Origin of the sequence: Streptomyces pristinaespiralis, from assembly GCF_001278075.1 — a bacterium.
In the GTDB taxonomy this organism is placed as follows: domain Bacteria; phylum Actinomycetota; class Actinomycetes; order Streptomycetales; family Streptomycetaceae; genus Streptomyces; species Streptomyces pristinaespiralis.
In genome coordinates, this window is record NZ_CP011340.1 from 1,089,274 (window position 1) to 1,112,288 (window position 23,015).

A 23,015-nucleotide genomic window follows, 5' to 3' on the forward strand; every position below is an offset into this window, starting at 1 on the left:
TCTCTCGCGCAGCTCTACTGGTCAGTGATCCCGAAAGGCTGATCGTCCGCACCGAGAACTTCGATGACTGATCGGGGGTCTTCGTGTGCTTCGTCGACCAGCGCAGGAGGAACCGGGACCGGTCCTGCGCCACGGCCCGGCTGCCGTGGACCGTAGTCCTGCTTCACCTTGCCGAACCAGCCCTTCCTGAGGCCGACGACACGGAAGAACGGAGTACACCCCTGGTCGCTCGTCCAGTGCAGGCCGAGGCCTTTCGCCCGCGCCACCGAGACTCGGCCTGCCACATCGGCGAGGCCGAGCTGCGCCTGTCCGGCCCCCGCTTGCAAACGCAGTTCGGCGGAGGCGCTGGTACCTGCCGCCGTCAGTACCGTGCCCGACTCCGCTGCGATCACGTGCGTCACCGCGAGCAGGGAGTCGTCCCACGTCTCCCACGTGAGGCGTACGAGTGCTGCGGCGATGGCGCGCTCGTCTGTCACGCCGTTCTCGACCAGCCCTCGGTAGACGATGAGAGCGGAGTCGTCCTTCTCGAAGGTGACCAGGGCACCGAGGTCAGCCACCGCCAACGCGGTGACCCCGTCCATTGCGACGCCGGCCGTTTTGAACCGCACAGCCGCGGAGCCCTGCGTGGCATACAGGTAGTCGTTGTGCGGAGTGCCGCCGCGTGAAGCAAACGTCACGCCGCGATCGGAGAGTGCCCCGGCGGGTCGGACCCGGCTGTCCGAAAGATGAAACACGTCCCCCAGGTGAACCGACTGCGACAAAGGCCAAGCCGTCCACCAGTCGCGCCACACATCGCGCACCGCGTCCCGATACACCTCGTACGACTCTTTCACCCGTCCCCCATCACCGCGCCGAATCGTGTGATGCACAGTACTGGAGCCAATACGCTGTGTGTCCGGACTTACGCCAAAAATGGGACCTCGGCCCGCTCCGGGTCTGCCGCAGGTCGTGGCCCGCCCGGGCCGGTCGGGTGCCCGGGACCCGCCCGGAGGGTGATCCGGATGCCACCCTGCCCCGAGGTTCCGCCCGCTCCCACGGCGCGTCCGGTGACAACGGACTCCAGCCGGTGTCCAGTCCGGTTCAACCCCGCCCGCAGCGCACGAGGCAGAGTCCAAGAGGCACCGCGCCACCGTCACCCAGGCCGACCTGCACTGCGTCGGGTCCAGGACCGTCGACTGCCACCTCATGGACGCCGCCGACCGGGCACGTCGACGTAGACAACGGAATCGCGGCGCTCGGCTCCGCCGCGCCGAGCCGGTGCCCGGCAGCCCGACGCCGGTGTCGACGACGACGCGCTCCCGTGCGGTGACCGCGGCATCTCCTGCGGCTTCGCAGCGCAGTACCTCGGCACCGACCCTTTGACCAAGGGGCAGTCGACGCCTCGTCCGTGCCCTGCTGTCGCGGCGGGTCGCCAACGACGAGCCCGAGCTGCTGAAGCTGATCGCCGGTGACCTGGACTTGGCCGACGGCCGTGAGGTCACCTGGGCGATCGACATGACCGGCGGGGAACCCGCACTGCTGCCGGCTCTGCTCGTCGGTCCCTGCCAAGAGGTTGTGAATGCCCGGGCGGCTGGTGAACGGGGCATCCGGCTCCCGCGGCGAGGGCAAGGCTGACGCCCGCGACGCCTATGTCACCGCTCACCAGGCCCGGGATGCGCCACGACCTGCGTCCATCCACCCCGGTGACGAAGTCACTGACCGGACGGCCACACCCGAACCAACTGACCAACCCATCAAAGAGACAGGCTCTGGTCGGCAAGCCGGTCGGTTGAGAACTTCCATGGGCGTGAAGTCCCAGCCGACCAGGCGCGGCCACCTCCAGTTGATGCCGATCTTGAGTCCATAGGGAATTCGCGTGCCGTCCGTGGAGAGGGAGGTCGGCATTCCGTCGTCATCCCGGACAAGCCAGACCACTCTGCTTTTGCGGGTGTCTCGGAAGCATGTTGCCGCTTGAGAACCGCTGCAACTCATGGCCACTGAGCCTAAGGGTTTGTATCAGCGGGTGGTGGTGTTGCGGTCGGAGACGAGGCTGGCGATGGCCCGGTAGGTGGTGGGCAGGGTCTCGCGGCGGTGTGTTCCGCGGACCAGTTGTTTCCAGCGTTTGTGGTCGGCGAGGGCGTGTTCGACGGTGATGCGTTTCGGGGAGTGCCGGTGTCGGGCTCGTAGGCGGGCTTCGAGGACCTCGGGCGGGCTGATCTTGTTTCCCTTCCTGGGCGGGGTCACCGCCTGGCCGGGATGGTCACGGCGGAGGCCGAGGTTGCCGTCGTCCAGGAGGATCTCCACGTCGGCGAAGTGTCGGAAGCAGGTATCGATGCCTTCGTTGCGTGCGACGGTCGCATCGTGCATCCGCCTTGGTCGCAGAGCATCGGTCCAGAACGTGCGGCCCTGGGCGTCGGCGATGACGGTGGCCTTCATCGTGTTCTGCTTCTTCTTGCCCGAGACGAACGCACGCCTGCCGCCGCGGCCGGCCAGGGGGCGGCGGACCTGGATCTCGGTGGCGTCCAGCCGCAGCTCGATACCCTCGGCCTGGGCGTAGGCGAACACATCCGCCAAGGTCCGCAGCCGCAGGTTCGGACGGTCGGGAACCGCACATCCCCGGCCGGCCAGAAGCGTACGTATCTCGCCGATGGCCCGGGTGACGGTGGAGCGGTCGACAAGGAACAGCAAGGCGAGGACGGAGTGCGGGAGATCGTGCCGCAAGTGAATCAGCGTGACGACCAGCCGGTCGACGAAGACCAGCTGGTGTCGGGGGCCGCGTCCTGCCGCTCGCTTCCTGGCCCCGCCGCGTGCCTCGTGACGGCGCCCCTCGACCACGGCCTGCCACGGGCCAGCCAACTCCTCGACTAAGCAAGCGGGACGCTGCCGGGAGATCCCCGTGAACAACTGATGCGCGAGAACCGCTTGACTGACCATGATCGCCACAGACGGTGTCACCCACCAGCACAGACGTCCTCACCCGCTGTCACGCACCAGCTCGTTAGAGTCATGCCGGCACCGAGGAAGTACACCGCGGAGTTGCGGGAGGGGGCCGTGCGTCTCGTGTTCGAGATGCGTCAGGAGACAGGGCAGAAGGTGGGCGTGATCGCACGGGTCGCCGATCAGCTCGGGGTCTATCGCGATGCCAGTCAGCCTTGTAAGCGATGAGCGGATGGCATCAGGGAAAAGGATGAGGGTCAGGGTTGAGGTCGGCCATCTGATGGCGTCGATAGCCCAGTCGAGCCGGGACTGTGAAGACCCGGGCTCCTCCCATGTAGCGGTACCGGTGGTCATTGTCCAGCGGCTGAGCATGCGGGACGACACTTCTCACGACGCGGAACCCGAAGTCGGCGACATCTTCGGTAGTGACGTCGACCCAGAATGCTTCCAAACCAGCCCGGTGGAGAGATCTCGAGATCGAGATCTCTCCACCGGGAAACCGGTCGCACACCTCTGTGAAAGTCAACTGCGGTCCGTCGTCCGTGAGGAAGCCAAGCCGCGAACGGAGGACTTGGGACGAAGCGTGGACGTTGAGATGATCACGCAGGGTCCGGACGGTGTGACTTCTGGGTTCCCCGGCGATGGGCTGCACACGACTGCGATTGATTAGCACACGAGTGAGTGCCGCCTCCTCGAGGGCGAGGAGAAGTGCGCGTTGTGGGTCCGCATTTGCGGCCATACCAAAAGAAGTGCGTGGAGGATCGCCTGGATCGATTAGAGCGGCGCTGATGATCGGCACGTCAACATCGAGCGTGAGGAGGTTGATATGCCAAGTGGGGCCACTCGGGGACTCGGCGGCCAACAGGCGATCAATGAGCCGATCAAGCCCAAGACAGCTGGATGCGTTGATCCGAGGAACAGGCATGCGATTATGCCATATGATCATGAACGCATCTCGTTCGAGGATTTCGAGGATGCCTTTATCGATCGCCTCCCCTGTCGACCTTTGTGCAGCCAAGCCGGTAGAGATCGGCATGTGCGTGAACGGTTCTACCCTTCGGTCGAAAAGATAGGGAGTGTAGACGCAACTTGCCGGCACGAAAGCATGCGCACCGGTGCGGGTAGAAGTTGCCTGCACCCAGGATATTGACCGGCCGTCCGTGAGATCGTAGGGAAAGCCATCATCGGTCACCGACGAGCCGAACGGGTAAAGCTCTTCCACTGGCACATAGCTATCGCCCGCTGCAGAAAGTTCCGCACAGGAAGCATATGCTCTTTCAGTATTGCGAAAAAAGGCCGAGCAGTACCTCTCGATCGACTCACCGCAGGCGCGGATTACTGCGCGATCTCGTGACGGCGAACAGGCCGCACCTTTGTTGGCGGCGGCGATGCCAACTAAGGCAGACGTGTCACAAGGTTCTGCATACGCCATGAAGACATCCGGGTCATTAGGGGATACTTTTACCAGTTCGACACGACGGATGACTCCCGTACGCTCGTCAACCAAAGCGCCGAACTCCATCAGCGCGGAACTGTAGTCGGTGTTCATTCCTCCTCCTCCGCCGTCTCAGGGGCCGGGAAACGGACGTCCCAGGCGAGTCGGCGCGGCTTCCCCGACGTGCATCCAGCACAACGCGGGACGCGCAGGACCGGGTGCCGGTCGGCCGTGCCGCCCAATACGGTGTGCTCGACGAACGCGCCCATCGTCGTAACCCTCTCTCGCGCCGCAATGCGGGCGAGTTCCAGCACGAACAGTCGGGCCATGGCTTCTCTGAATGTAGGGTGCGACGGCCAGGGTTCCGGTACACGCTCTTCCGACCGCGCACGCAACTCAGCATAGGTGCGGATTTCCTGAGTTCCAGCATGCGAAAGCAGTCTCCCGAGGGCGCACTCCAGGCAGGCAGTCGCGCCTGGCATAACATACGGACCGATACGCGCCACGATGCCTTCGCACGCGCCAAATAGAATGGGCGTGCGTCGTGATACCGCAAGCTCATTGAGCTTGCGCGGCAATGCGAATCGATACGGCATACCCCAGCAAGCGATGGTTCGCACACCATCGTTGAGCTCATATGCAACGTTTTCGATGATCTCTGCCACGGAGTCACCGGGAGCCGCTTGGAAGACACTGCCAGCGATACCCACTTCCCTAAGGAGTGGTGCCAGGCCAGGCTCTGCCCCAGCAGGCTGGATGACGATAGCCTGACTTTCACGAAGTTCATCAATCCTTGCTTTCGGATCCTCACCCAGACTGGAATAGTAGCTGGCCAATTCTGGATTTTCCCAGCAAGCGTTGTAGCTCCCCTCCGACCCCACGGCGAAACATTGTGCCTTTATAGCCATGTCAAAGGCGTACTCTATAAAGCTTTCCGGATACCCAGAGATCGATGCAGCCGAACGAACGGCAGTCGAGCGGCTAATACTCTCCTCCTCAATAGCCTCAAGAATGGCGTGAAGCGCTGCGACGACGGGAACTCCGTCAAATGTCGCCGTATAGTTGGGGAAGGCAATCTGTAGCTGATCTGCCGAGATCGGCAGGATACAGGCGCCGGGACGGAGGCTGTACAGCTCGGCGGAATTCTTCGGCCCTGAATCGGCCTGGAGACCTCTCTCCTTCTCTCCAAGGCGGGGATCCCCTGTCGGTACCTGGCCGGTGGAAGTCATGCCACTCCTTGAGGCAGGAGGAAACTAAGATGACGCCTTCTTCGCATAGGAGAGCACCTGCTCAACGCTCAAGTTTGAGACGAATTGGGGGTACTGGATTTTACCCCGATTATCGCCGACGTAAAAAGATTTGCAGACGTTGTTGATGTAGCGACGACCCTTGCCTGTGACGACATAGTCATCGCCATCAAGCTTCAGGACCCCTAGGTCACTCAGCTCGTCGAATACACGACCGAATATCTCCTCTGGCTCTACTCCGAAGCGCTCAATGAATCCAGCACGCGGCACCCTCTGAAACTTTACTCCAAGGACAAAATACCTGGACATGAGCTCCATAGACGTCGCCTGGTGAGCCAATGCGATCGGATCGCGACCCGCAAATATCTCCTTCTCGTAATTGAGTAGGTCAGCGTGATTGCAGTAGATATGCCCGTTCATGAACGAGTAACTGCTGACGCCAAAGCCGACATAGTCGCATTGAGGAGCAACGAAGGCCACTCGGTTGTGAACGCTGCGATATCCGTGTTTGGCAAAGTTGAAAGCTCCATACTCCTCGTAGCCCAGGCCGAGAAGAACCTCTCTCACCACGTCGTCCATCTCATTCAGCTGTGACTCATCGAGTCGACTGGGAAGCAGGCCAGCACCTTCCCGCAACTTCAAAGCGGTAAAAGGGATGATTTCAAGGCGAAAACAGGAAAGATGAGACGCCCCTGTGGCCGCTGCTCGAGTGAGATCCTCTCGAAGACAGTCGACCGTCTGCCCGGGTACACCATATATAACGTCAAGCGAGAAGTTGTCGAACCCCGCTTGGTGTACCACTTCAATAGCATCTTCCACATCCCCAGCACGATGCGGGCGTCCAATCGTACGCAGAACTTGGTCGTCGAATGATTGAACGCCGATACTGATACGGTTGATGCCGCCTTTTGCATATGTTTCCGCCTTATCGGATGTGAAGCTGATGGGGTTGACCTCGATTGTCACCTCGGCGTCAGATGAAACATCACAGCAGGAGTCGATCAGCCGCTTGATTGAAATTAGATCTTCGGCATCGATTGCCGAAGGAGTCCCACCACCGAAATGACCACATACGAACCGATGGCCATTTAGCCTACCGGCGTCAGCGTAGCGTCTGATTTCGGTGGAAAGCGCCTCCATGTAGCGGGCGATGTGAGCGCCCTTCGACCGCTGCACGGAGAATCCGCAGTAGTCGCAGATGGCCGTGCAGAACGGAATGTGAACGTAGTAGCCGGCTGGGGAGGGGGTCCACACGGTCGACGCCTCTTGCGCGTTCAGCACGAGCGGGTACCAGGCAACGAACTCATTGTCCTTCTTTGCCCAGATGTCAGAAGGCCCAGCGTCATTCATCGCTACCTCCAAGAACCAGCGCGTGAACGACGATCTCCTCGATGCCATCTAGCCCAAGATCGGCAGCGAGGCCGTCGTCGTCGAAGCCCCCCACCGCGGTTGCCCGGAGGCCCAGGTGCTCAGCGGTGAGGAGAACGTTCTGAGCGGCATGTCCGGCGTCCAGCAGTACGAGTCGGTAACCCCGGTCGCCATACTTGCACAAGCTGCGTTCCAACGGAGCCACAAAAAGCATGCAGAGAGCGGCTTCCGTTGCGAAGTCCTGCCAAAAGAATCCCTCGGTGAGGATTTCATGGGGATGGCGCGCAGATCGCCGTTCAAGTTCGTGTGTCAAGAAATTGTAGTGATACAGGCCTGGCTCCAAGCCATGCACCCTCTGTACGACGACATAAAAATCAATTGGATAGAGGCCCCCAGCCGACGGCCAAGCGCGCAGAACCTGACTGACGCCGAATTCAGTATTCTTCGTGACGTTCGTCGGCCCGAGCGACATCTGAAGGAGAGATGCCAATTTGGACAATTCAATCTCTCTAGAAACTTCCCGACTCGACCGGCGTCGATTAAGCAGTTCGCGAAGGTTGATATTGGCGCCTACTTCTGATTCTGGTAGTGCAATGCGCTGGGCGTGACTATATTGGCGGAAGCCTCTGCTAGTGACAAATAGGTCGAACGGAGCCACAGCGAACTGGCCGGCGATTTGTTGTGCGTGAAACGCACTGAGCTTTGTGTTCTCGTGGTATATTTCGCAGAGTCTGCCGCTGCCCTGCTCAGCGAGTGTCTGGGTCGTTCCGTTTTCCCAGGAAATCTCCATAATTCAACTCCCAAGCAGCGCGCTTCGACGCCTTTCGCTTCGCCGAAGGAACCAGACGGCCGCTGGCAGTACGGGCCCTTCGGCGAAGCTTCATGTCAGCCCACGATGGTAACGACTGATGTTTCACCGCAGCAGCAGCAACAACAACTGCAGCCGCTGCCACCGTTCTCCATCGAGGCCCAGGTTTCCCCTTTGGCGCGCCCCAGAGCGGCCTGTTTGATGGATTCGGCTCGCAGCAGATCCACCGATGTGACATCCGCGCCAGACATGATGGCTGCTGTTCTTAGGGCTTCCAATTCTTTCGGCTCCAATTGGAAGTCGCTAACCAGCTGCTGAGGGTTAGCAGTGGCTTGAATCCGGTAGTCGGGATCGCTGGCCAGCTGGCTCAGAGCCTGCCTGAAATTCTGCCGTTCACCCTCGTCCGGACGGCCCCTTTGTTGTTGCTGTGGCGGTTGACCGTGCCCGGGATCTTTGTCTTCACAGCCCACGAGATCACCTCATCCGCAGAATTCGGATATCTCGACAGTAACCGAGGCCGTAGAGGTGCGCCACTTGTGTCCAAAAGGGGGGCGATTGACGTCGGCAATGCTTTCGCTGATAATACAGTTCGTCATCAAGCGCTATTCTTGAATATGAATCTAATGAAGGCTAAACCATTATTGCAGTCTCGGTGATGGTGGGGGGCAACGTTGCTTGACTCCCTGCTTGTGATCCGTGTAATGCACTACCCACCAGGGGCGGCTGAACTATCTGATGCGCTCGCGCCACCTGCTGTGTGACTACCAGAAGCTGCCGGCGCAGTGAGACGCCATCGGCATTCCGAACGTGATTGTGTGGTTCGGACTGGGCTGGGCATGAATTCCGGCTATCCGTGGGAGAGATGGGCGCGCATCGCTCGTGCATGTGGCTGGTGCCGTTGGTTGTTGCTCTGCTGGAGACCCCGCGAGAAGAAGCACCGGGAAGAGGAGGCGGGGCGGTGGGAGGTGGCCGAGCGGGTGCAGGCCGCGCTCACCTTAAGGCTTCATGCACGCATCTCGAGTCAGTCCTCCCGGGACGAGCTCTTTTCTGCCCGGCGGCGAGGTCGCCGCCGGTTGCGTCGACTTTGCATAGCAGTGGGTGGCGAGCCAGCACCCCGTGCACGGCAATCACTCGTCGACGGGCAGCGTCATCTCGAACCAGAACATCTTCCCGACGGACAGCCGAGTTGCTCCCCATCGCCTCGCGAGACGATTCACGGTCGACAATCCGCCACCAGCACCCTCGTCGTCCCGCAGGGGCGATGCCGCGGCATCTGTGGTGAGTCGTCGACGACCTCACATCGGAGAACATCAGCACGCAGCAACCGCAACGCCACTGGCCGTTCGGCGCACATCACCGCATTGGCGACAAGTTCCTGACCACCAGTTCCACTGAGTCCCACATTCGGTCCAGGGCCCAGCGGGTCAGTGCCCCTCGGACGAGGCGGCTGGCGTGATCCGACGCCCCGTCATCCGGGTCCAAAAACCAGTAGGTGACGTCATTCGCCGCAATTCCGTCGAAACGGGCCGCCAACAGGACGACGTCGTCGTCGCGGTCGCCGGGGCCCAGCGTGTCCAGCACGGTATCGCACAGGGCTTCCAGCCGCGGCGAACGGTCGGGACCGGTGAGCTGCGCGGTGTTGGCAAGCTGTTCCCGGAGCAGCTCGATGCCTCTCCAATGGTCACGCGTCCGGGACTCGATTAGCCCATCGGTGTAGAGCAGTAGCGTCGCTCCTACCGGGGCCTCAAGCTCCACGGCCTCGAAGTCGACCCCGCCGACGCCATTGGGGCACCTGCTGGCACAGGGAGCACCTCAGCCCTGCCGTTGGGGTGAAGCAGGATGGGGGGGCGGGTGTCCGGCGTTGGCGACGGTGATCCGGCCGGAAACCGGGTCATAGACCGCGTACAGACAGGTAGCCAAGTAGTCCGTGCCCAGCTGTTGCGCCTGCTTGTCCAAGTGGTGCAGTACCTCCTGTGGCGGGAGGTCCAGGTCGGCCAGCGTTTGGGCCGATGTCCGCAACTGGCCCATCATCGCGGCGGAGGCTAGAGAGTCACCCATAACGTCGCCGACCACGAGGCGCGACCCGGCTACCAGGAAGCGGAATCGCGTCGTACCAGTCACCGCCTACGCGGGCCGTCTCTGCACCCGGGAGGTAGCGGGAGGCGAGCCTTACGCCGGTCGGCCGGGGAAGCGCGCGTGGGAGCATCAAGTGCTGCAGACCATCGGCAATTTGTGCCTGGGCTCCGTAAAGCCCAGCCTTGTCGATTCCCAGCGCGGTCTGCGTGCCGAGTTGGGCGGCAACCAGGAGATCAGGAGTATCGAAGGCGGGGCGGTCGGGGTCGCGTATAAAGACAGCGGCGCCCAGAATGCGGCGACGGCCGCGGAGCGGAGTCAAGATCGTGCTCCTATCCCCTGACACACTGCAGCCGTCGCCGAGCAGCTCGGACAAGGCGGCCTGGGCGCGAGGCCGCTCGCCGAAGATCGGCCGTACTTCAAGCAGTACCTGGGACAGCCTGCCGCCCGACCGCACCGCGCATAGTTCGGCTGCCGTGTCCAGCTCGGCCTCCACGTCCATTGGCGGGATGGAAGCAGCCCTGCTCTGGCCTGCGTCGTCCACATGGAAGCGGAGTCTGTCGGCGCGGCGCATTCGCAGTACGAACGGGGAGACCGGCTGCTCGTCGCCAACCGGCAGTGGGTCACGGAGATAGACCATGATCGCGTCTGCCCAGGTGGGCACCGTGGCGCGGCACAGCCCAATGACGATTTCGTCCACGCACGGCCTTGCGCCCACGCGACGATCTCCGGCGTCTTCCAGAACACACCGCCGCCGGTCTGTGCCCGCGGCTAGGACCAGGGAATGAAGGGCAGCTCGGGCAGTCCCAGGACTGGCGCGATGAAAGCGTTTGCTTCTTCCTCCCAGGTGGTCGCCCACACAAGGTCAAAGGGAAGGGCGTCCAGCGCCGGGCCGTGGATCCGGGTTGAGCCACACCCGCAGCGGCTTCACGGGCTTGCTCGGCAGACCCCACTCAGTCAGCCGGCGCCGCTCGGCGGCCTCCCAAGCGAGGCGTCAGCAGGCGGTGCGTCTGATAGCCCTCGGGCCGGCGGTGCGGCTTCGCAGCATACGGATTGAGCGGTCCGTCCACATCCACCAACAGCACCGGGCGCACCAGCTCGTCCCCCTTGGTTCTGCGTCGCACGGTACCGCCCGATGACGAGACCGCCCAGTGAAATTCCGGCGCGCAGGGGTCTCCGGAAGTCCAGCCTGGGGGTGGTGGGACGATCTTGATGTGACAGTAGTGATCACGGCGTCGGAGCCGTCTTGGATAGCCCCGTTCACCGGGCTGAACCCGCGCGCTTACCGCAACTGATCACAATGCTGCGCCACGAGTATGCCGAAGTGCTGCAGCCGGGACGACCATGGTCGCTACCGCTGGAAGACCGGGCATTGCTCGTCGCCGCCTACTGGGGCACCAACCTGACGCTGCGGCAGCTCGCCCCGCTGTTCGGCATCTCGAAGTCCGCGGCCGACCGGATCGTGGCCCGCACCGGCCCACTGCTCGCGCTCAAGCAGTGACAGCGTTTCCGCAAGGGCACGGTGCTCAACGCGGACGACACCCTGGTTCCCACTCGCGACCACAGCATCGCCGAACAGTTCAAGAACCACAGGTACTCCACCAACCACCAGGTCGTCATCGGCGCCGACACTCGGCTCGTCGTGGTGGTCGGCCGGCCCCTGCCCGGCAACCGCAACGACTGCAAGGCGTGGGAGGAGTCGGGCGCGAAGGCCGCCGTCGGCAAGACCGTGACGATCGTCGACGGCGGCCATCCAGGCACCGGGCTCGTGATGCCCCACCGTCGCCGCAAAGGCAAAGACCTGCCCGACTGGAAACACGCCCACAACAAGTCCCACAAACAGGTCCGCACCGGCGTCGAACACGTCTTTGCCCGCATGAAGACCTGGAAGCTCCTCCGCGACTGTCGCCCCTTCAAGGCGACGGCGTCCACCACGCCATGCCCGAGATCGCCCGCCTGCGATCATTTACTGGACAGGCCTTAGCGACTCCCCGCCACTCATTTCGATAGGGGTTCTAAGGGCCGTTTCGTTCGAATCAATGCCGTCAGCTCCAGTCGCAACCGTGCGCACGGACGAAGGGTTGTCCGTTGAGCGATCCACGAGCCAACGCGGGCCGGGTTGTCCCAGTCGCGCTTACCTCGAACTTGGTCGGAGGAACTGAAGGTTCGGCACCGGCACGTTGCGTAGGCTCGTTGCGTGCAGTGGCATCTGGTACTCGGCTTCGTGGCTGCAGTCATACCCCTGACATTGATCCCTGGTACGAGCTGCACCCTGGTCACGCAGCAGGTGATCGCCGGTTCACGATCCGGCGGTGTGCGCGCCTCTGTGGGCTCGGTGTGCGGTCTGTTGGTCCACGCGACGTTCGCCGCAGTGGGCCTGTCTGCCCTGGTCATGTCGTCGGCGCGGGCGCTGACGGTGGTGAAACTCGTGGGCGGCATCTATCTCATCTGGTTGGGTGTGGCCACATGGCGTTCAGCGCGTCGAGGCGTCGGGCCAACGCCACGCAGACGATGGCGTCTGCCGTGGGCGCAACTCGGTCCCTTTGGCCAGGGGTTGTGGTCCAATGTCCTCAATCCGAAAGCTGCGTCGGTCTATCTCACCCTGGTACCGCAGTTCCTGACCCCCAGCCGACCCGTCGCACCGCAGATCACCGCACTTGCCGTCGCGCACATAGCAGTCGTGTTGGTGTGGCTGTTGTTCTGGACGTCTGTGGTCGGCGTCGCGCGCACGGCAATCGACACCTCTCGCTTCCGGCGTGGGACAAGTCGTCTTGCGGGAGCCGTGCTGGTCGCCTTTGGACTGCGAACAGCAACGGCAAGCTGAGCCAGCACGTCCTGTCCATCCCAGAGCTGCGGCCCCGGATCAGAAATCACGCACAAGCCAAAACAACGAACCGACGGTGTTCGATTCCTCAAGCACCCACACGAGACCGGTACTCCAAAGAACCACCAGGTCGTCATCGATGCCGATACCCAACTCGTCGTGGTCACCGGCCCGGCCGCTGCCCGGCAACCGCAACGACTGCAGGGCGCGGGAAGAATCCGGCGCCAAGGACGCCATGGCGGCGCCACCACGACCCGGCCGGTCTGCCGGGGCTCCTGTAAACGGGCCATGACCTCGCGGAACGCCGGCGCGTCACCGGCCTGGCCGGGTCCGATGGCGAAGGCCGGCGGGCGGCAGCGGCTGCCGGCGGCAAGTGGGACTTGATGGTCAGCCCGCCGCGGCAGCGTCTGAGGGCATGCATGCGCTTCCGGCACGCCGCGTCCACACTTGTGGACGGCCCGGCTTGCCGCCCCCTGGCGGAAGCGGCTCAGGCCAGGCGCACTGGCCGCTCGTCAGACCCCCACGTCCCTCGACACGTGATCATCAACGCACAAGGCCTACTTTCGCGACCGCCCCTGGCCGCCGGCGCGCACGGCGCAGGCCGCCGCGTAACCCTGGGGGACCGGGACGTCGGTGAGTGACCAGCCCGGGAGGGCCGCGGGGGCGGGGCCGGCTCCCACGTAGGTGATCGAGGGGTCCTCGCCGAGGCCGATGCCGACGGCTTTGAGGTACGCCTCCTTGCGGGTCCAGCAGCGGCCGAACGAGGCGGGGCGGGCCCGGTGAGGTACGGCCGCCAGTTCCGCGCGCTCACGGGGATGCAGCATGGCGCCGATCTCGGCCGTCGCCTCCGGGGACGGCTCGGCCTCCACGTCGATGCCGACGGGGGTGTCGGCGAAGGCGATGAGGGCGAGGTCGCCGGAGTGCGCGAGGGAGAAGTGGAAGGGCGCGCCGGCCACGGCCGGGCGGCCGTGCGGCGCGCCGCAGCCGGGGCACGGCTCACGGACGAGGCGGACGGCTGCCGGGTCCTCGCCCAGGTACGCGCCGAGCAGGCGCCGCAGCACCACGTGCGCGACGCGGTAGCGGTCGCGGTCGGCGTCCCGTACGAGCGCCCGGACCCGGGCCCGCTCCTCGGTGTCGAGCAGGCGCTCGTCCGCCGCGGCCAGTGCGGCGTACTCGCTCGCACGCACGCACCACAGGCGGGGCCCGGCACCGGCGTCCCAGCGTGCGGGCAGCCGACCCGTGAACGTGCCGGGGAGGACCGGGACACCGCTCTCCCGTGGGGTGCCGGCCGGGTCACGCGCGAGCACGCAGTGCACGATCATCCCCCGGACGCCACCGGCCGCCGCTCGCGGCCGTCGACGAACGTCGACACGATCTCGATGTCACCGATGTCCGAGGTGCCGACGCGACGCGGGTCGTCCCCCAGCACCACGAGGTCGGCGCGCTTGCCGGGAGCGAGAGTGCCCGCGCTGTCCTCCCAGTGGCAGGCGTAGGCGCCGCCGATCGTGTACGAGCGCAGCGCCTCTTCGACGGTGATGCCCTCGTCGGGGCCGATCACCAGGCCGGATTCCGAGGCGCGCTCGACCATGAACTGGACCGCCCGCAGCGGCGATCCGTCGGTGACCGGACGGTCCGAGCTGCCCACCAGAGTGATGCCGTGGTCGAGGAACGCCCTGCCGCGGTAGAGCCACGGGGCCCTGTCCTCACCCATGATCGAGGCGTAGTCGTCCCCGAAGTAGCGGAGGAAGTTGGGCTGGACGACGGCGCTGGCGCCGAGCCGTGCGAGCCGGGGAAGCTGGTCGGGCCGGATCAGGCCCGCGTGTTCGATGCGGTGGCGGGCGCCGGGGCGCGGCCGCAGCCGCTGTGCCCGTTCCAGTGCGTCCAGCGCCAGGTCCGCGGCGCGGTCGCCGATCGCGTGGACGGCGAGCTGCCACCCCGCGAGATGTCCGTCCACGATGACGTCCGCGATGCGCTCCGGGTCGTCCTGGAACTCCCCCGTGTGTTCCATGCCGTGGTACGGGGCGGTGAGTGCCGCGGTCCGGGCCATCATGCCGCCGTCGGTGTAGACCTTGAGGGCGCCCACGGACAGCCAGTCGTCACCGAACCCGGTGCGCAGGCCGAGGTCGAGTGCGCGGGGTATGCCGTCCGCGCTGTGCGAGCCGACGGGCCGCAGCGTGTCCGCGGCCGCCATGAGCTGGACCCGCAGGGGCAGCCGGCCCTGGTCCCGCAGGAGTTGGTAGGCGCCGAGCTCGACGGGACTGTGGCCGAGGAGACCGCCCCCGATGCCGGCCTCTGCGCAGGCCGTGACGCCCTCGTCCAGGCAGGTGCCGGCGGCGCGCTCGATCGCGTCGGCGAGTTCCTCCTGCGAGTACGGCAGCCGCAGCCGGCGCGCCGCGGTCATGGCGCTCTCCGCGAGGAACCCGTCCTGGTGCGGGACATCGGCCGGCAGCAGGTCCAGGACGGCGGTGTTGACCACGCAGCCGTGTCCGGAGTCGTGCATGATGAACAGCTTGTGCCCGTCGCTGACCTTGTCCAGCTCGGCGGCGGTCAGGTGGCGCCCCAGGGCGCGCTGGTCGTAGCCGCCGATGTCGACCCAGCCGCCGGAGCCCTTGCGACGCGCGACGGCGTCCGCCACCACCGCGAGCACGTCGTCGACCCGCTCGCACGGGGCCACGCTGGGTGCGCTCGCCTTCAACCCGGCCCAGGCGAGGTGCACATGGGCGTCGATGAATCCGGGGAGCACGGTGGCGCCCTGGAGGTCGATCACCTCGCGGGCGGGAGTTGAGCTCACCGCGTCGTCCAGGCCGACGATCCGGCCGCGCCAGATGCCCAGTTGACGGGCGACGGGATGCCGCGGGTCCATGGTGACGATGTTCGCGTTCGTCAGCCTCGTGCAGAGCATTGGGCGGTCCGTCCCTAGGATGTCCGGGCCATGGCACGGCGTTTGGGGGCCGTGGGCACCATCAGCGGAGTACCGGTCTCGGGGTCGTCGATGATCCGGCAGGGCAGGCCGAACACGTCCTCCACCAGCTCGGCCGTCATGATCGCCGCCGGGTCGCCCTCCGCGGCGATGGTGCCGCCGGCCTTCATGACCACCAGGTGGCTCGCGTAGCGGCACGCCTGGTTGAGGTCGTGCAGGACCGCGACGATCGTGTGACCCTTGCGTTCGTGCAGATCGGCGCAGAGGTCGAGGACCTCGACCTGGTGGGCGATGTCGAGGTAGGTGGTCGGTTCGTCGAGCAGCAGGACGGACGTCTCCTGGGCCAGCACCATGGACAGCCAGACGCGTTGCCGCTGTCCGCCGGAGAGGTCGTCGACGGGACGGTGGGCGAGTTCCAGCACACCGGTCTGCCGCATCGCCGCGATCACGGCGTCCTCGTCCTGTGCCGTCCACTGCTTCAGCAGCCGCTGGTGCGGGTACCGGCCCCGGGCCACGAGGTCCCCGACCGTGATGCCTCCGGGCGCGGTCGACGACTGCGGCAACAGGCCTAGCCTGCGGGCGACTTCACGGGAGCGGTACGACGAGATGGCGGCGCCGTCGAGGTACACCTGCCCGGCCGTCGGCCGCAGCATCCTGGCCAGCGCTTTGAGCAGGGTGGACTTGCCGCAGGCGTTCGGTCCGATGATCACGGTGAACGAGTGGTCGGGTATGACGACCCCGAGCGAGGTGGCCACGGTCCGCTGGTCGTAGGAGAGGGTCAGGTCCTCGGCCCGGAGCCGGGCCGTCGGGGCGGTCGTCGCTGTCATACGCGGCTCTTTCGTGACTCCGTGACCAGCAGCCAGATGAGGTACAACCCGCCGATGGTGCCGGTCGCCGTGCCCACCGGCAGGAGGGCGGGTGAGAAGACGCGCTGCACCGCGAGGTCGCTCCCGGCCAGCATCACGGCGCCCATCAGGGCGGCCGGGACCAGTCCGGGGCCGGGCGACCGGATCAGCTTCCTCGCCACCTGAGGGGCCGCCAGCGCGATGAACCAGATCGGTCCCGTGACCGCCGTGCCGAAGGCCGCCAGCGCGACGCTGACGAACAGCAGGGCGACCCGGCTGCGCGCCACGTCGACACCGAGGGCCGTCGCCGTGTCGTCGCCCATCTCCACCATGGAGAGCCGGCCGGCCAGGCCGAAGGCGAGGGGCAGCAGGACGGCGACGGCCACGCCGATCGCGATCGCGTGGTCCCAGCCGCGGTTCCCCAGGCTGCCGATCAGCCACGCCTGCGCCTCGAGCGCCTCCTGCCAGCTCGCCCGGGTGATCAGGTACGAGTTGACGGCGAGCAGCAGGGCGCTCACCCCGATGCCCATGACGACGAGCCGGAAGCCCTGCATCCCGCCGCCGAACACCAGCAGATAGACGACGACGGCGGTGGCCAGCCCGCCGATCAGTGCCCCGACGGCGATCTGGGTCATGCTGCCGTGGAACACGACGATGACGACCAGCGCCCCCGTCGCCGACCCGTTGGTGAAGCCGATGATGTCCGGGCTGCCGAGCGCGTTGCGGGTCAGGCTCTGCAGCACCGCTCCGCTGACGGCCAGTGCCGCCCCGACGCACAGCGCGGTCACCAGCCGGGGCATACGCAGGGTGTTGACGATGAAGTCCGCGCCGCCCGAACCGTTGCCGGCGAGCGCCCGGAGCACCTCGCCCACCGACAGCTCGAAGTCCCCGGTGGTCAGGGTCACCCCCGTGATCACCACGAGCGCGACCACGAGCACCGACGTCACGGCCAGCGCACGGCCCTGGACGCGCAGGGAGACGCGCCCGCCGCGGGTGCGGACGACCCTTCCGCTGACGACCCGCGGCTTCGTGGCGCCGACCGGCGCCCCACGTCCGGTCGTCGCTGTCGCCGGGGCACCGGCCTTCCGTGCGGCGCTCACAGCGTGGCCGGCTTCCGTCGGCGGCACAGGGCGAGGAACAGCGGCGCACCGAGGAACGCGGTGACGATGCCGACCTGGACCTCGCCGGGGGCGCCGATCACCCGGCCCAGCGTGTCGGCGCCGATCACGAGGATCGGGGCGAGCAGCATCGAGTACGCCAGCAGCCACCGCTGGTCGGGGCCCACGAAGAAGCGGGCCACGTGCGGCACGACGAGTCCGACGAAGCCGATCGGGCCGGCGGCGGCGGTGGCGGCGCCGCACAGCAGCATCACCGACAGCGCGCCGAGCGCCCTGGTCCGCCCGACGTTCACCCCCAGCGCCCGCCCCAACTGGTCGCCCATCGCCAGCGCGTTCAGGGACGGGGCGAGCGCCAGGGCTGTCACCAGGCCCACCACGACGAACGGCAGCACCACCTGCACGATGCCGAGGTCCCGGCCGGCGAGCGCGCCGACCGTCCAGAACCGGAACTTGTCGAACGCCCGCGGATCGAGCAGCAGCACGGCCGAGTTGAAGGCGTACAGCACCGCCGTCACCGCGGCTCCCGCGACGACGAGCCGGTCGGGCGTGGCCGGCGCACGGCCCGCGGAGCCGAGCAGATGGACGACGACGGAGGCGACCGCGGCGCCGATGAACGCGAACCACACGTAGCCGAGGGCCGACCCGACACCGAGGAACGCGATGGCCACGACCACGCCGGTCGAGGCGCCCAGGCTCACACCGAGCAGACCGGGATCGGCGAGCGGGTTGCGGGTGAGCGCCTGCATCAGCGCGCCCGACAGGCCCAGCGCCATGCCCACCAGCAGACCGAGCAGGGTCCGCGGGATGCGGTAGTCGTGGATGATGACCGCCGCGTCCGACCCGTCGGGCCGCCACAGCACGCTCCACGTCGAGGTGAACGGGATGTCCCTCGTGCCGACCCAGACGCTGAGCAGGGCGATCAGGACCAGCACGCCGAGGGCCACGAGGAGTCCGAGGCTCCGCAGCGCCGCCACCGCGGCCCGCCGGGTCGGGGGCGCGGCCGGATCGTCGGCACCGCTTCCGGACGGCGCCTGCGCCTCGACCAACAAGCGATACCCCCTGGCGGCAAATCGCGTAGCCCGCAGGCAATGTGACGAAGTCACCAATGACTTAGGTGAGGCTAACCGAACTGCTGCCGGAGGGTCAACGCCCCGGTACTTTCCGCCATTTCGGGCCGAGGGTTCGGGCCCACGCGCCGCGCAGCCGGACGGAACTCGCCGCGGCCCGACGAACGGGGGTGCTGATCAGGGTAGCCTTACCTGACTTGCCCGCATCTCCTCGGAGGTACCGCATGCTCGACGGAGGACCGACGGGGGGCCAGGTCCTCCGCAGGGCGATCGGCGGCCGGCGTCGCCACATCGCCGTGGCGTCGTTGCTCGGTATGACGCACCAGGCGTGCGAGGTGATGGTCCCCGTCGTCATCGGCGTCGTCATCGACGAAGCCGTGACGACCGGTTCCTTTGACGCGCTCCTGGCCAGGCTCGGGCTGCTGGCCGCACTCTTCCTCGTCCTGTCCACGTGCTACCGGACCGCCGCCCGGATCACCGACGGGGCCGGCGAGCACGCCGCGCACCGGATCCGGACGGAGCTCGGTACGAAGGTGCTCGACCCGCGCGGCGGCGCCGACACGGGCCGGCTGCCCGGTGCGCTGACCGCCGTCGCCACCGGCGACGCCGAGCGGGTGGGCGCCGTCGCCGCGGCGCTCTCGTACGGGATCTCCGCGGTCGCCGGACTGGCCGTCAGCGCGGTGGTGCTGCTGCGGATCTCCGTACCTCTCGGCCTGCTCATCCTGCTCGGTGTCCCGCCCCTGCTGTGGATCGGCCACCGCATCAGCCGGCCGCTCGAGCGGCGCAGCGAGGTCGAGCAGGAGCGCGCCGCCCACGCCTCCGGCGTCGCCGCCGACCTGGTGGCGGGCCTTCGGGTGCTCAAGGGGATAGGGGCCGAGCAGGCCGCGGTGTCCCGGTACCGGCGCACCAGCCAGGACTCCCTGGCGGCGGCCCTGCGCGCGGCCCGCAGCCGGGCCTGGCACGACGGCGCGATCCTCGCCCTCACCGGGGTCTTCATCGCCGTCATCGGACTGGTCGGCGCGCACCTGGCGATGCAGGGCGAGATCAGCATCGGTGACCTGGTGGCGGCCGTGGGTCTCGCCCAGTTCCTGCTCGGCCCGTTCCAGCTGCTCACCTATGTCAGCGGCGAGTTCGCACAGGGGCGTGCCTCCGCCGACCGGATCGCGGAGGTGCTGGCCGCGCCGCCCGCCGTGCCCGGCGGGACGGCCACACCGCCCCGTCCCGTCACCGGCGCACTGCGGCTGCGCGGCGTCACGTGCGGGGCGCTGCGCGGGACCGACCTGGACATCGGCGCCGGAACGCTGCTCGGCGTCGTCGCCAGGGACCCGGCAGCGGCGAGCGATCTGCTGCTGTGCCTGGGCCGCGAACTCGACCCGGCGGAGGGGACGGTGGAGCTGGACGGGGTGCCTCTCTCCTCACTCGCACCGGCCGAGGTGCGGGGCGCGATCCTCGTCGCCCACCACGACGCGGATCTGTTCGAGAGCAGCCTGCTGGACAACGTACTGGCCGGGCGGGACGGCGGCCCCGTGGACGTCGGACCCGCGCTGACGGCCTCGGCGGCGGACGAGGTCGCACAGGCCCTGCCGCAGGGCGTGGAGACGATGCTGACCGAACGTGGCCGGTCGCTGTCGGGCGGGCAGCGTCAACGGGTCGCGCTGGCACGGGCGCTCGCCGCCGACCCGCCGGTGCTGGTCGTCCACGATCCGACGACGGCGGTCGACACCGTCACCGAGTCGCGGATCGCGGCGCGGCTGAGCGAGCTCCGCCGTGGCCGCACGACGATCCTCGTCACCACCAGTCCCGCCCTGCTGGCCGTGACCGATCGTGTGGTGGTGATCGACGACGGCGCCGTCACGGCGGACAGCCGCCACCCGGATCTCGTCGCCGATGACGCGTCGTACCGCTCGGTGGTGCTGGCGTGACGGCACGGCACGACGGCGCCCCGCACGACGAGGGCGCCCCGAAGCACATGTCGGCCTCGCCCGACGAAGCCGCCGCGAAGCGCGGGGCCCGGAACGACGGAGGCCGGACGATGAGTGGGACCAGCAGCGGGACCGGCACACCCGACCGTGAGCTCCTGCCGATCGCCACCGGCGCCCAGACCCTCGCCGTCGTCCGCACGTTGCTGCGCGGGCACCGGCTGCTGACCGTGTCCGCGGTGACGGTCCTGGTACTCGGCACGGGCATCGGCATGCTGACGGCTCCGCTGCTGGGCCGCATCGTCGACCTGGTCGTCGCGCAGCGCGGCCCCGGCGCCCTCACGGTGCCGATGGTCCTCCTCCTCACCGTGGCGACGGCCAGGGGTGTCGCCACCGCCGTCGGCAGCTCGCTCGTCGCCCGGCTCGGGGAGACGGTGCTCGCGAGCCTGCGTGAACGGTTCGTCGAGCGGGCGCTGCGACTGCCGCTCCAGCGGGTGGAGCGGGCCGGCTCCGGCGATCTGACCTCCCGGGTGACCGGCGACGTGACCCTGATAACGAAGGCGGTGCGCCAGGCACTGCCCGAGTTCAGCGGCGCCGTGCTCACCATCGTGCTCACCCTCGTCGGGCTCGCCGTGCTGGACTGGCGTTTCCTGCTCGCCGTCCTGCCGGCCGTGCCGGTCCACGTCCTCACCGTGCGGTGGTACATCCCCCGCTCCTCCCCCGTGTACGCGGCGCACCGGGTGGCCACCGGCGCCCTGCAGCACCAACTCCTCGACAGCGTCGGCGGGGTGCGGACCGTGCGCGCCTTCCGCCTGAACGGCCGCCACGCGCGGCTGCTGGAGCAGCGGTCCAGGGACGCGGTCGACCTCGCGCTGCGCGGCATCCGGCTGGTGTCCGGCTTCTTCTCGCGGCTCAACCTCGCCGAGTTCGTCGGTCTGACGTCGGTCCTGGTCACCGGCTTCCTGCTGGTCGGCAGCGGTTCCGTCAGCATCGGCACGGCGACCGCCGCCGCGCTCTACTTCCACAGTCTCTTCAACCCCGTCAACGCCGCGCTCTTCCTCATCGACGAGGCGCAGTCGGCCGGCGCGAGCCTTGCCCGCCTGGTCGGTGTGTCGAGCCTGCCGGCCGAGCACGATCCGGCGGGGGCTGCGGTACCGGTCGACGGCTCCGTCAAGGTGTACGCCCTCAGCCACGCGTACACGCCCGGGCATCCGGTGCTGAGCGACGTCGACCTCGAGGTGCGTGACGGAGAGCGGGTGGCGCTGGTCGGCGCCAGCGGGGCCGGGAAGACCACCCTGGCGAAGCTGATCGCCGGGGTCCATCCGCCGTCGGGGGGCTCGTTCAGCCTCGGCGGTGTCGACGCGACGGAGCTCGGGCCGGCCGGCATCCGGCGTGCGGTGACGCTGATCAGCCAGGAGGTCCATGTGTTCGCCGGACCGCTGGCGGAGGATCTGCGGCTGGCCCGCCCCGAGGCCACCGACGAGGAGCTGCGCGCCGCGCTCGCCCAGGTCGACGCGCTGGCCTGGGTCGAGGCGCTGCCGGACGGTCTCGGCACCGTCGTCGGTGAGGGCGGCCACCGCCTCACGGTGACCCAGGCCCAGCATCTGGCGCTGGCCCGCCTGGTCCTGGCCGATCCCCCGATCGCGATCCTGGACGAGGCCACGGCGGACGCGGGCAGCGCGGGGGCCCGCACGCTGGAGGCGGCCGCGCTGAAGGCACTCGAAGGCCGTACGGCGCTGATGGTGGCCCACCGGCTCCCCCAGGCGGCGACCGCCGACCGTGTCGTCGTCCTCGACGGGGGCCGGGTCGTCGAGACCGGCACGCACGAGGAGCTGGTGGCGGCGGGCGGGCGGTACGGCGCCCTGTGGTCCGCCTGGTCCGACAGCCGCCGGCAGCCGGGCGACGACGGGGCGTCGCGGACGGGCGCCAAGGACTGATCCCGGGCGGGCGACGGGCGCAGCCGGGAAGGCTCCGCGCGTCGATCCGCCGACTCCCGGTGCCCGAAGGGGCGTCGCAGGCCGGCCGTCAGGACCCCGGCGTGACGGCCGCCACGGACCTCGCGTCTCGATGCCGCCGACTCCCCTGCTGCGGCCGGGCGTTCGCCGACGGCCGTCCGCTGGTCCCGGCGCGCGGCGGGGCGCGATCACCAGGGGCATCGCGTCTCGGTGCCGCGACCCCCTCACCCCGACGGGACGCCGGACGGCCGGCGGTCAGGTGGCGGCGAGCCTCGCCACCCCCGCCGGCCCGTCCCCGGCCGCGGGTTCAGCCCTGCCGCGCGATCAGGCTCGCCGGCCGCAGATCGGTCCAGTTGGCCTCCACGTAGGCAAGACAGGCATCCCGGGTTTCCTCGCCGAACACGGTGCGCCACCCCGGGGGCACCTCTGCGAACGACGGCCACAGCGAGTGCTGGTTCTCGTCGTTGACGAGGACCAGGAAGCGGCCCTGCGGGTCCTCGAACGGGTTGGTCGTCATAAC

Annotated in this window: 17 protein-coding genes and 6 pseudogenes; 7 read left to right on the top strand and 16 right to left on the bottom strand. The window is 67.5% G+C overall.

All coding sequences use genetic code 11. From position 1 onward, the window contains the following. Nucleotides 1-14 precede the first annotated feature (14 nt). Complete coding sequence (locus SPRI_RS04460; protein WP_158685131.1) at nt 15-833, bottom strand: hypothetical protein; 819 nt, start codon at nt 831-833, stop codon at nt 15-17. 274 nt (nt 834-1,107) lie between these two features. On the opposite strand from SPRI_RS04460, the pseudogene SPRI_RS39140 reads away from it, so the two are divergent. Together SPRI_RS39140 and SPRI_RS39145 are read left to right on the top strand one after the other, a co-directional pair. Beyond that, nucleotides 1,108-1,200, top strand: a pseudogene (locus SPRI_RS39140) (aspartate 1-decarboxylase); the annotation flags it as partial. 186 nt (nt 1,201-1,386) lie between these two features. Then, a pseudogene (locus tag SPRI_RS39145) lies at nt 1,387-1,690 on the top strand (IS110 family transposase); the annotation flags it as partial. A gap of 305 nt (nt 1,691-1,995) precedes the next feature. Here SPRI_RS39145 and SPRI_RS04465 read toward each other — a convergent pair. From SPRI_RS04465 to SPRI_RS39160, 9 genes and pseudogenes are all read right to left on the bottom strand, one after another. Next, nucleotides 1,996-2,913, bottom strand: coding sequence for a transposase family protein (locus SPRI_RS04465; protein ID WP_005308757.1), 918 nt, complete (start codon nt 2,911-2,913; stop codon nt 1,996-1,998). Between the two features lie 241 nt (nt 2,914-3,154). Then, nucleotides 3,155-4,465 carry a YcaO-like family protein gene (locus SPRI_RS36825; protein ID WP_005308759.1) on the bottom strand — a complete coding sequence of 437 codons (1,311 nt, stop codon included), beginning with the start codon at nt 4,463-4,465 and terminating at the stop codon, nt 3,155-3,157. Then, a complete protein-coding gene (locus SPRI_RS36830; RefSeq protein WP_078535194.1) occupies nt 4,462-5,580 on the bottom strand; it encodes a TOMM precursor leader peptide-binding protein in 1,119 nt (372 codons plus the stop codon). The genes SPRI_RS36825 and SPRI_RS36830 overlap by 4 nt, the downstream gene beginning before the upstream one ends. A 24-nt stretch (nt 5,581-5,604) precedes the next feature. After that, nucleotides 5,605-6,948 (bottom strand): radical SAM family heme chaperone HemW, encoded by a 1,344-nt coding sequence (gene hemW, locus SPRI_RS36835; protein WP_158685132.1) that lies wholly within the window; start codon nt 6,946-6,948, stop codon nt 5,605-5,607. Next, on the bottom strand, nt 6,941-7,756 hold the full coding sequence (locus tag SPRI_RS36840; protein WP_005308765.1) for a SagB/ThcOx family dehydrogenase: 816 nt from the start codon (nt 7,754-7,756) through the stop codon (nt 6,941-6,943). The genes hemW and SPRI_RS36840 overlap by 8 nt, the downstream gene beginning before the upstream one ends. A 95-nt stretch (nt 7,757-7,851) precedes the next feature. Further along, the gene (locus SPRI_RS38430) at nt 7,852-8,244 is read right to left on the bottom strand and encodes a hypothetical protein (protein WP_005308767.1); all 393 of its coding nucleotides are present in this window, start codon (nt 8,242-8,244) and stop codon (nt 7,852-7,854) included. A gap of 883 nt (nt 8,245-9,127) precedes the next feature. Continuing rightward, nucleotides 9,128-9,832: pseudogene (locus tag SPRI_RS39150) on the bottom strand (PP2C family protein-serine/threonine phosphatase). After that, nucleotides 9,825-10,547, bottom strand: coding sequence for a hypothetical protein (locus SPRI_RS39155; protein ID WP_234020579.1), 723 nt, complete (start codon nt 10,545-10,547; stop codon nt 9,825-9,827). The pseudogene SPRI_RS39150 and the gene SPRI_RS39155 overlap by 8 nt, the downstream one beginning before the upstream one ends. Next, a pseudogene (locus tag SPRI_RS39160) lies at nt 10,544-10,944 on the bottom strand (hypothetical protein); the annotation flags it as partial. The gene SPRI_RS39155 and the pseudogene SPRI_RS39160, both read right to left, overlap by 4 nt. A 117-nt stretch (nt 10,945-11,061) precedes the next feature. On the opposite strand from SPRI_RS39160, the pseudogene SPRI_RS04490 reads away from it, so the two are divergent. From SPRI_RS04490 to SPRI_RS39165, 3 genes and pseudogenes are all read left to right on the top strand, one after another. Continuing rightward, nucleotides 11,062-11,857: pseudogene (locus tag SPRI_RS04490) on the top strand (transposase family protein). 187 nt (nt 11,858-12,044) lie between these two features. Then, nucleotides 12,045-12,671 (top strand): LysE family translocator, encoded by a 627-nt coding sequence (locus tag SPRI_RS36845; RefSeq protein WP_005308769.1) that lies wholly within the window; start codon nt 12,045-12,047, stop codon nt 12,669-12,671. A 120-nt stretch (nt 12,672-12,791) separates the two neighbouring features. Beyond that, nucleotides 12,792-12,909 (top strand): annotated as a pseudogene (locus SPRI_RS39165) (IS5/IS1182 family transposase); the annotation flags it as partial. A 319-nt stretch (nt 12,910-13,228) separates the two neighbouring features. Here SPRI_RS39165 and SPRI_RS04500 read toward each other — a convergent pair. Genes SPRI_RS04500 through SPRI_RS04520 form a run of 5 tightly spaced genes read right to left on the bottom strand, consistent with a single transcriptional unit; the run spans nt 13,229 to nt 18,603 of the window. After that, the gene (locus SPRI_RS04500; RefSeq protein WP_078951206.1) at nt 13,229-13,993 is read right to left on the bottom strand and encodes a 4'-phosphopantetheinyl transferase family protein; all 765 of its coding nucleotides are present in this window, start codon (nt 13,991-13,993) and stop codon (nt 13,229-13,231) included. Continuing rightward, complete coding sequence (locus tag SPRI_RS04505; protein WP_037773151.1) at nt 13,990-15,573, bottom strand: amidohydrolase; 1,584 nt, start codon at nt 15,571-15,573, stop codon at nt 13,990-13,992. Before SPRI_RS04505 ends, SPRI_RS04500 begins: the two co-directional genes overlap by 4 nt. A gap of 14 nt (nt 15,574-15,587) precedes the next feature. After that, a complete protein-coding gene (locus SPRI_RS04510; RefSeq protein WP_005308778.1) occupies nt 15,588-16,418 on the bottom strand; it encodes an ABC transporter ATP-binding protein in 831 nt (276 codons plus the stop codon). Continuing rightward, nucleotides 16,415-17,536: a FecCD family ABC transporter permease gene (locus SPRI_RS04515; RefSeq protein ID WP_037773153.1), complete on the bottom strand. Its 1,122-nt coding sequence runs from the start codon at nt 17,534-17,536 to the stop codon at nt 16,415-16,417. The genes SPRI_RS04510 and SPRI_RS04515 overlap by 4 nt, the downstream gene beginning before the upstream one ends. Beyond that, on the bottom strand, nt 17,533-18,603 hold the full coding sequence (locus SPRI_RS04520; protein WP_005308782.1) for a FecCD family ABC transporter permease: 1,071 nt from the start codon (nt 18,601-18,603) through the stop codon (nt 17,533-17,535). The genes SPRI_RS04515 and SPRI_RS04520 overlap by 4 nt, the downstream gene beginning before the upstream one ends. A 242-nt stretch (nt 18,604-18,845) precedes the next feature. Here SPRI_RS04520 and SPRI_RS04525 point away from each other — a divergent pair, with 242 nt between their 5' ends. After that, entirely contained in the window at nt 18,846-20,543 is a 1,698-nt protein-coding gene (locus SPRI_RS04525) for an ABC transporter ATP-binding protein (RefSeq protein WP_203227956.1), read from the top strand. A 110-nt stretch (nt 20,544-20,653) separates the two neighbouring features. Beyond that, entirely contained in the window at nt 20,654-22,477 is a 1,824-nt protein-coding gene (locus SPRI_RS04530; RefSeq protein ID WP_053557686.1) for an ABC transporter ATP-binding protein, read from the top strand. A 325-nt stretch (nt 22,478-22,802) separates the two neighbouring features. On the opposite strand, the gene SPRI_RS04535 is transcribed toward SPRI_RS04530, so the two are convergent. Then, nucleotides 22,803-23,012 carry an MbtH family protein gene (locus SPRI_RS04535; RefSeq protein ID WP_005308785.1) on the bottom strand — a complete coding sequence of 70 codons (210 nt, stop codon included), beginning with the start codon at nt 23,010-23,012 and terminating at the stop codon, nt 22,803-22,805. Nucleotides 23,013-23,015 lie beyond the last annotated feature (3 nt).

Excerpts from the sequence above, each read along its gene's own strand:
- SPRI_RS04510 (WP_005308778.1), bottom strand. The coding sequence starts at position 16,418 with ATGACAGCGACGACCGCCCCGACGGCCCGGCTCCGGGCCGAGGACCTG.
- SPRI_RS04525 (WP_203227956.1), top strand. The coding sequence starts at position 18,846 with ATGCTCGACGGAGGACCGACGGGGGGCCAGGTCCTCCGCAGGGCGATC.
- SPRI_RS04505 (WP_037773151.1), bottom strand. The coding sequence starts at position 15,573 with ATGCTCTGCACGAGGCTGACGAACGCGAACATCGTCACCATGGACCCG.
- SPRI_RS04535 (WP_005308785.1), bottom strand. The coding sequence starts at position 23,012 with ATGACGACCAACCCGTTCGAGGACCCGCAGGGCCGCTTCCTGGTCCTC.
- SPRI_RS04500 (WP_078951206.1), bottom strand. The coding sequence starts at position 13,993 with ATGATCGTGCACTGCGTGCTCGCGCGTGACCCGGCCGGCACCCCACGG.
- SPRI_RS04530 (WP_053557686.1), top strand. The coding sequence starts at position 20,654 with ATGAGTGGGACCAGCAGCGGGACCGGCACACCCGACCGTGAGCTCCTG.
- SPRI_RS36830 (WP_078535194.1), bottom strand. The coding sequence starts at position 5,580 with ATGACTTCCACCGGCCAGGTACCGACAGGGGATCCCCGCCTTGGAGAG.
- SPRI_RS36840 (WP_005308765.1), bottom strand. The coding sequence starts at position 7,756 with ATGGAGATTTCCTGGGAAAACGGAACGACCCAGACACTCGCTGAGCAG.
- SPRI_RS04465 (WP_005308757.1), bottom strand. The coding sequence starts at position 2,913 with ATGGTCAGTCAAGCGGTTCTCGCGCATCAGTTGTTCACGGGGATCTCC.
- SPRI_RS36825 (WP_005308759.1), bottom strand. The coding sequence starts at position 4,465 with ATGAACACCGACTACAGTTCCGCGCTGATGGAGTTCGGCGCTTTGGTT.
- hemW (WP_158685132.1), bottom strand. The coding sequence starts at position 6,948 with ATGAATGACGCTGGGCCTTCTGACATCTGGGCAAAGAAGGACAATGAG.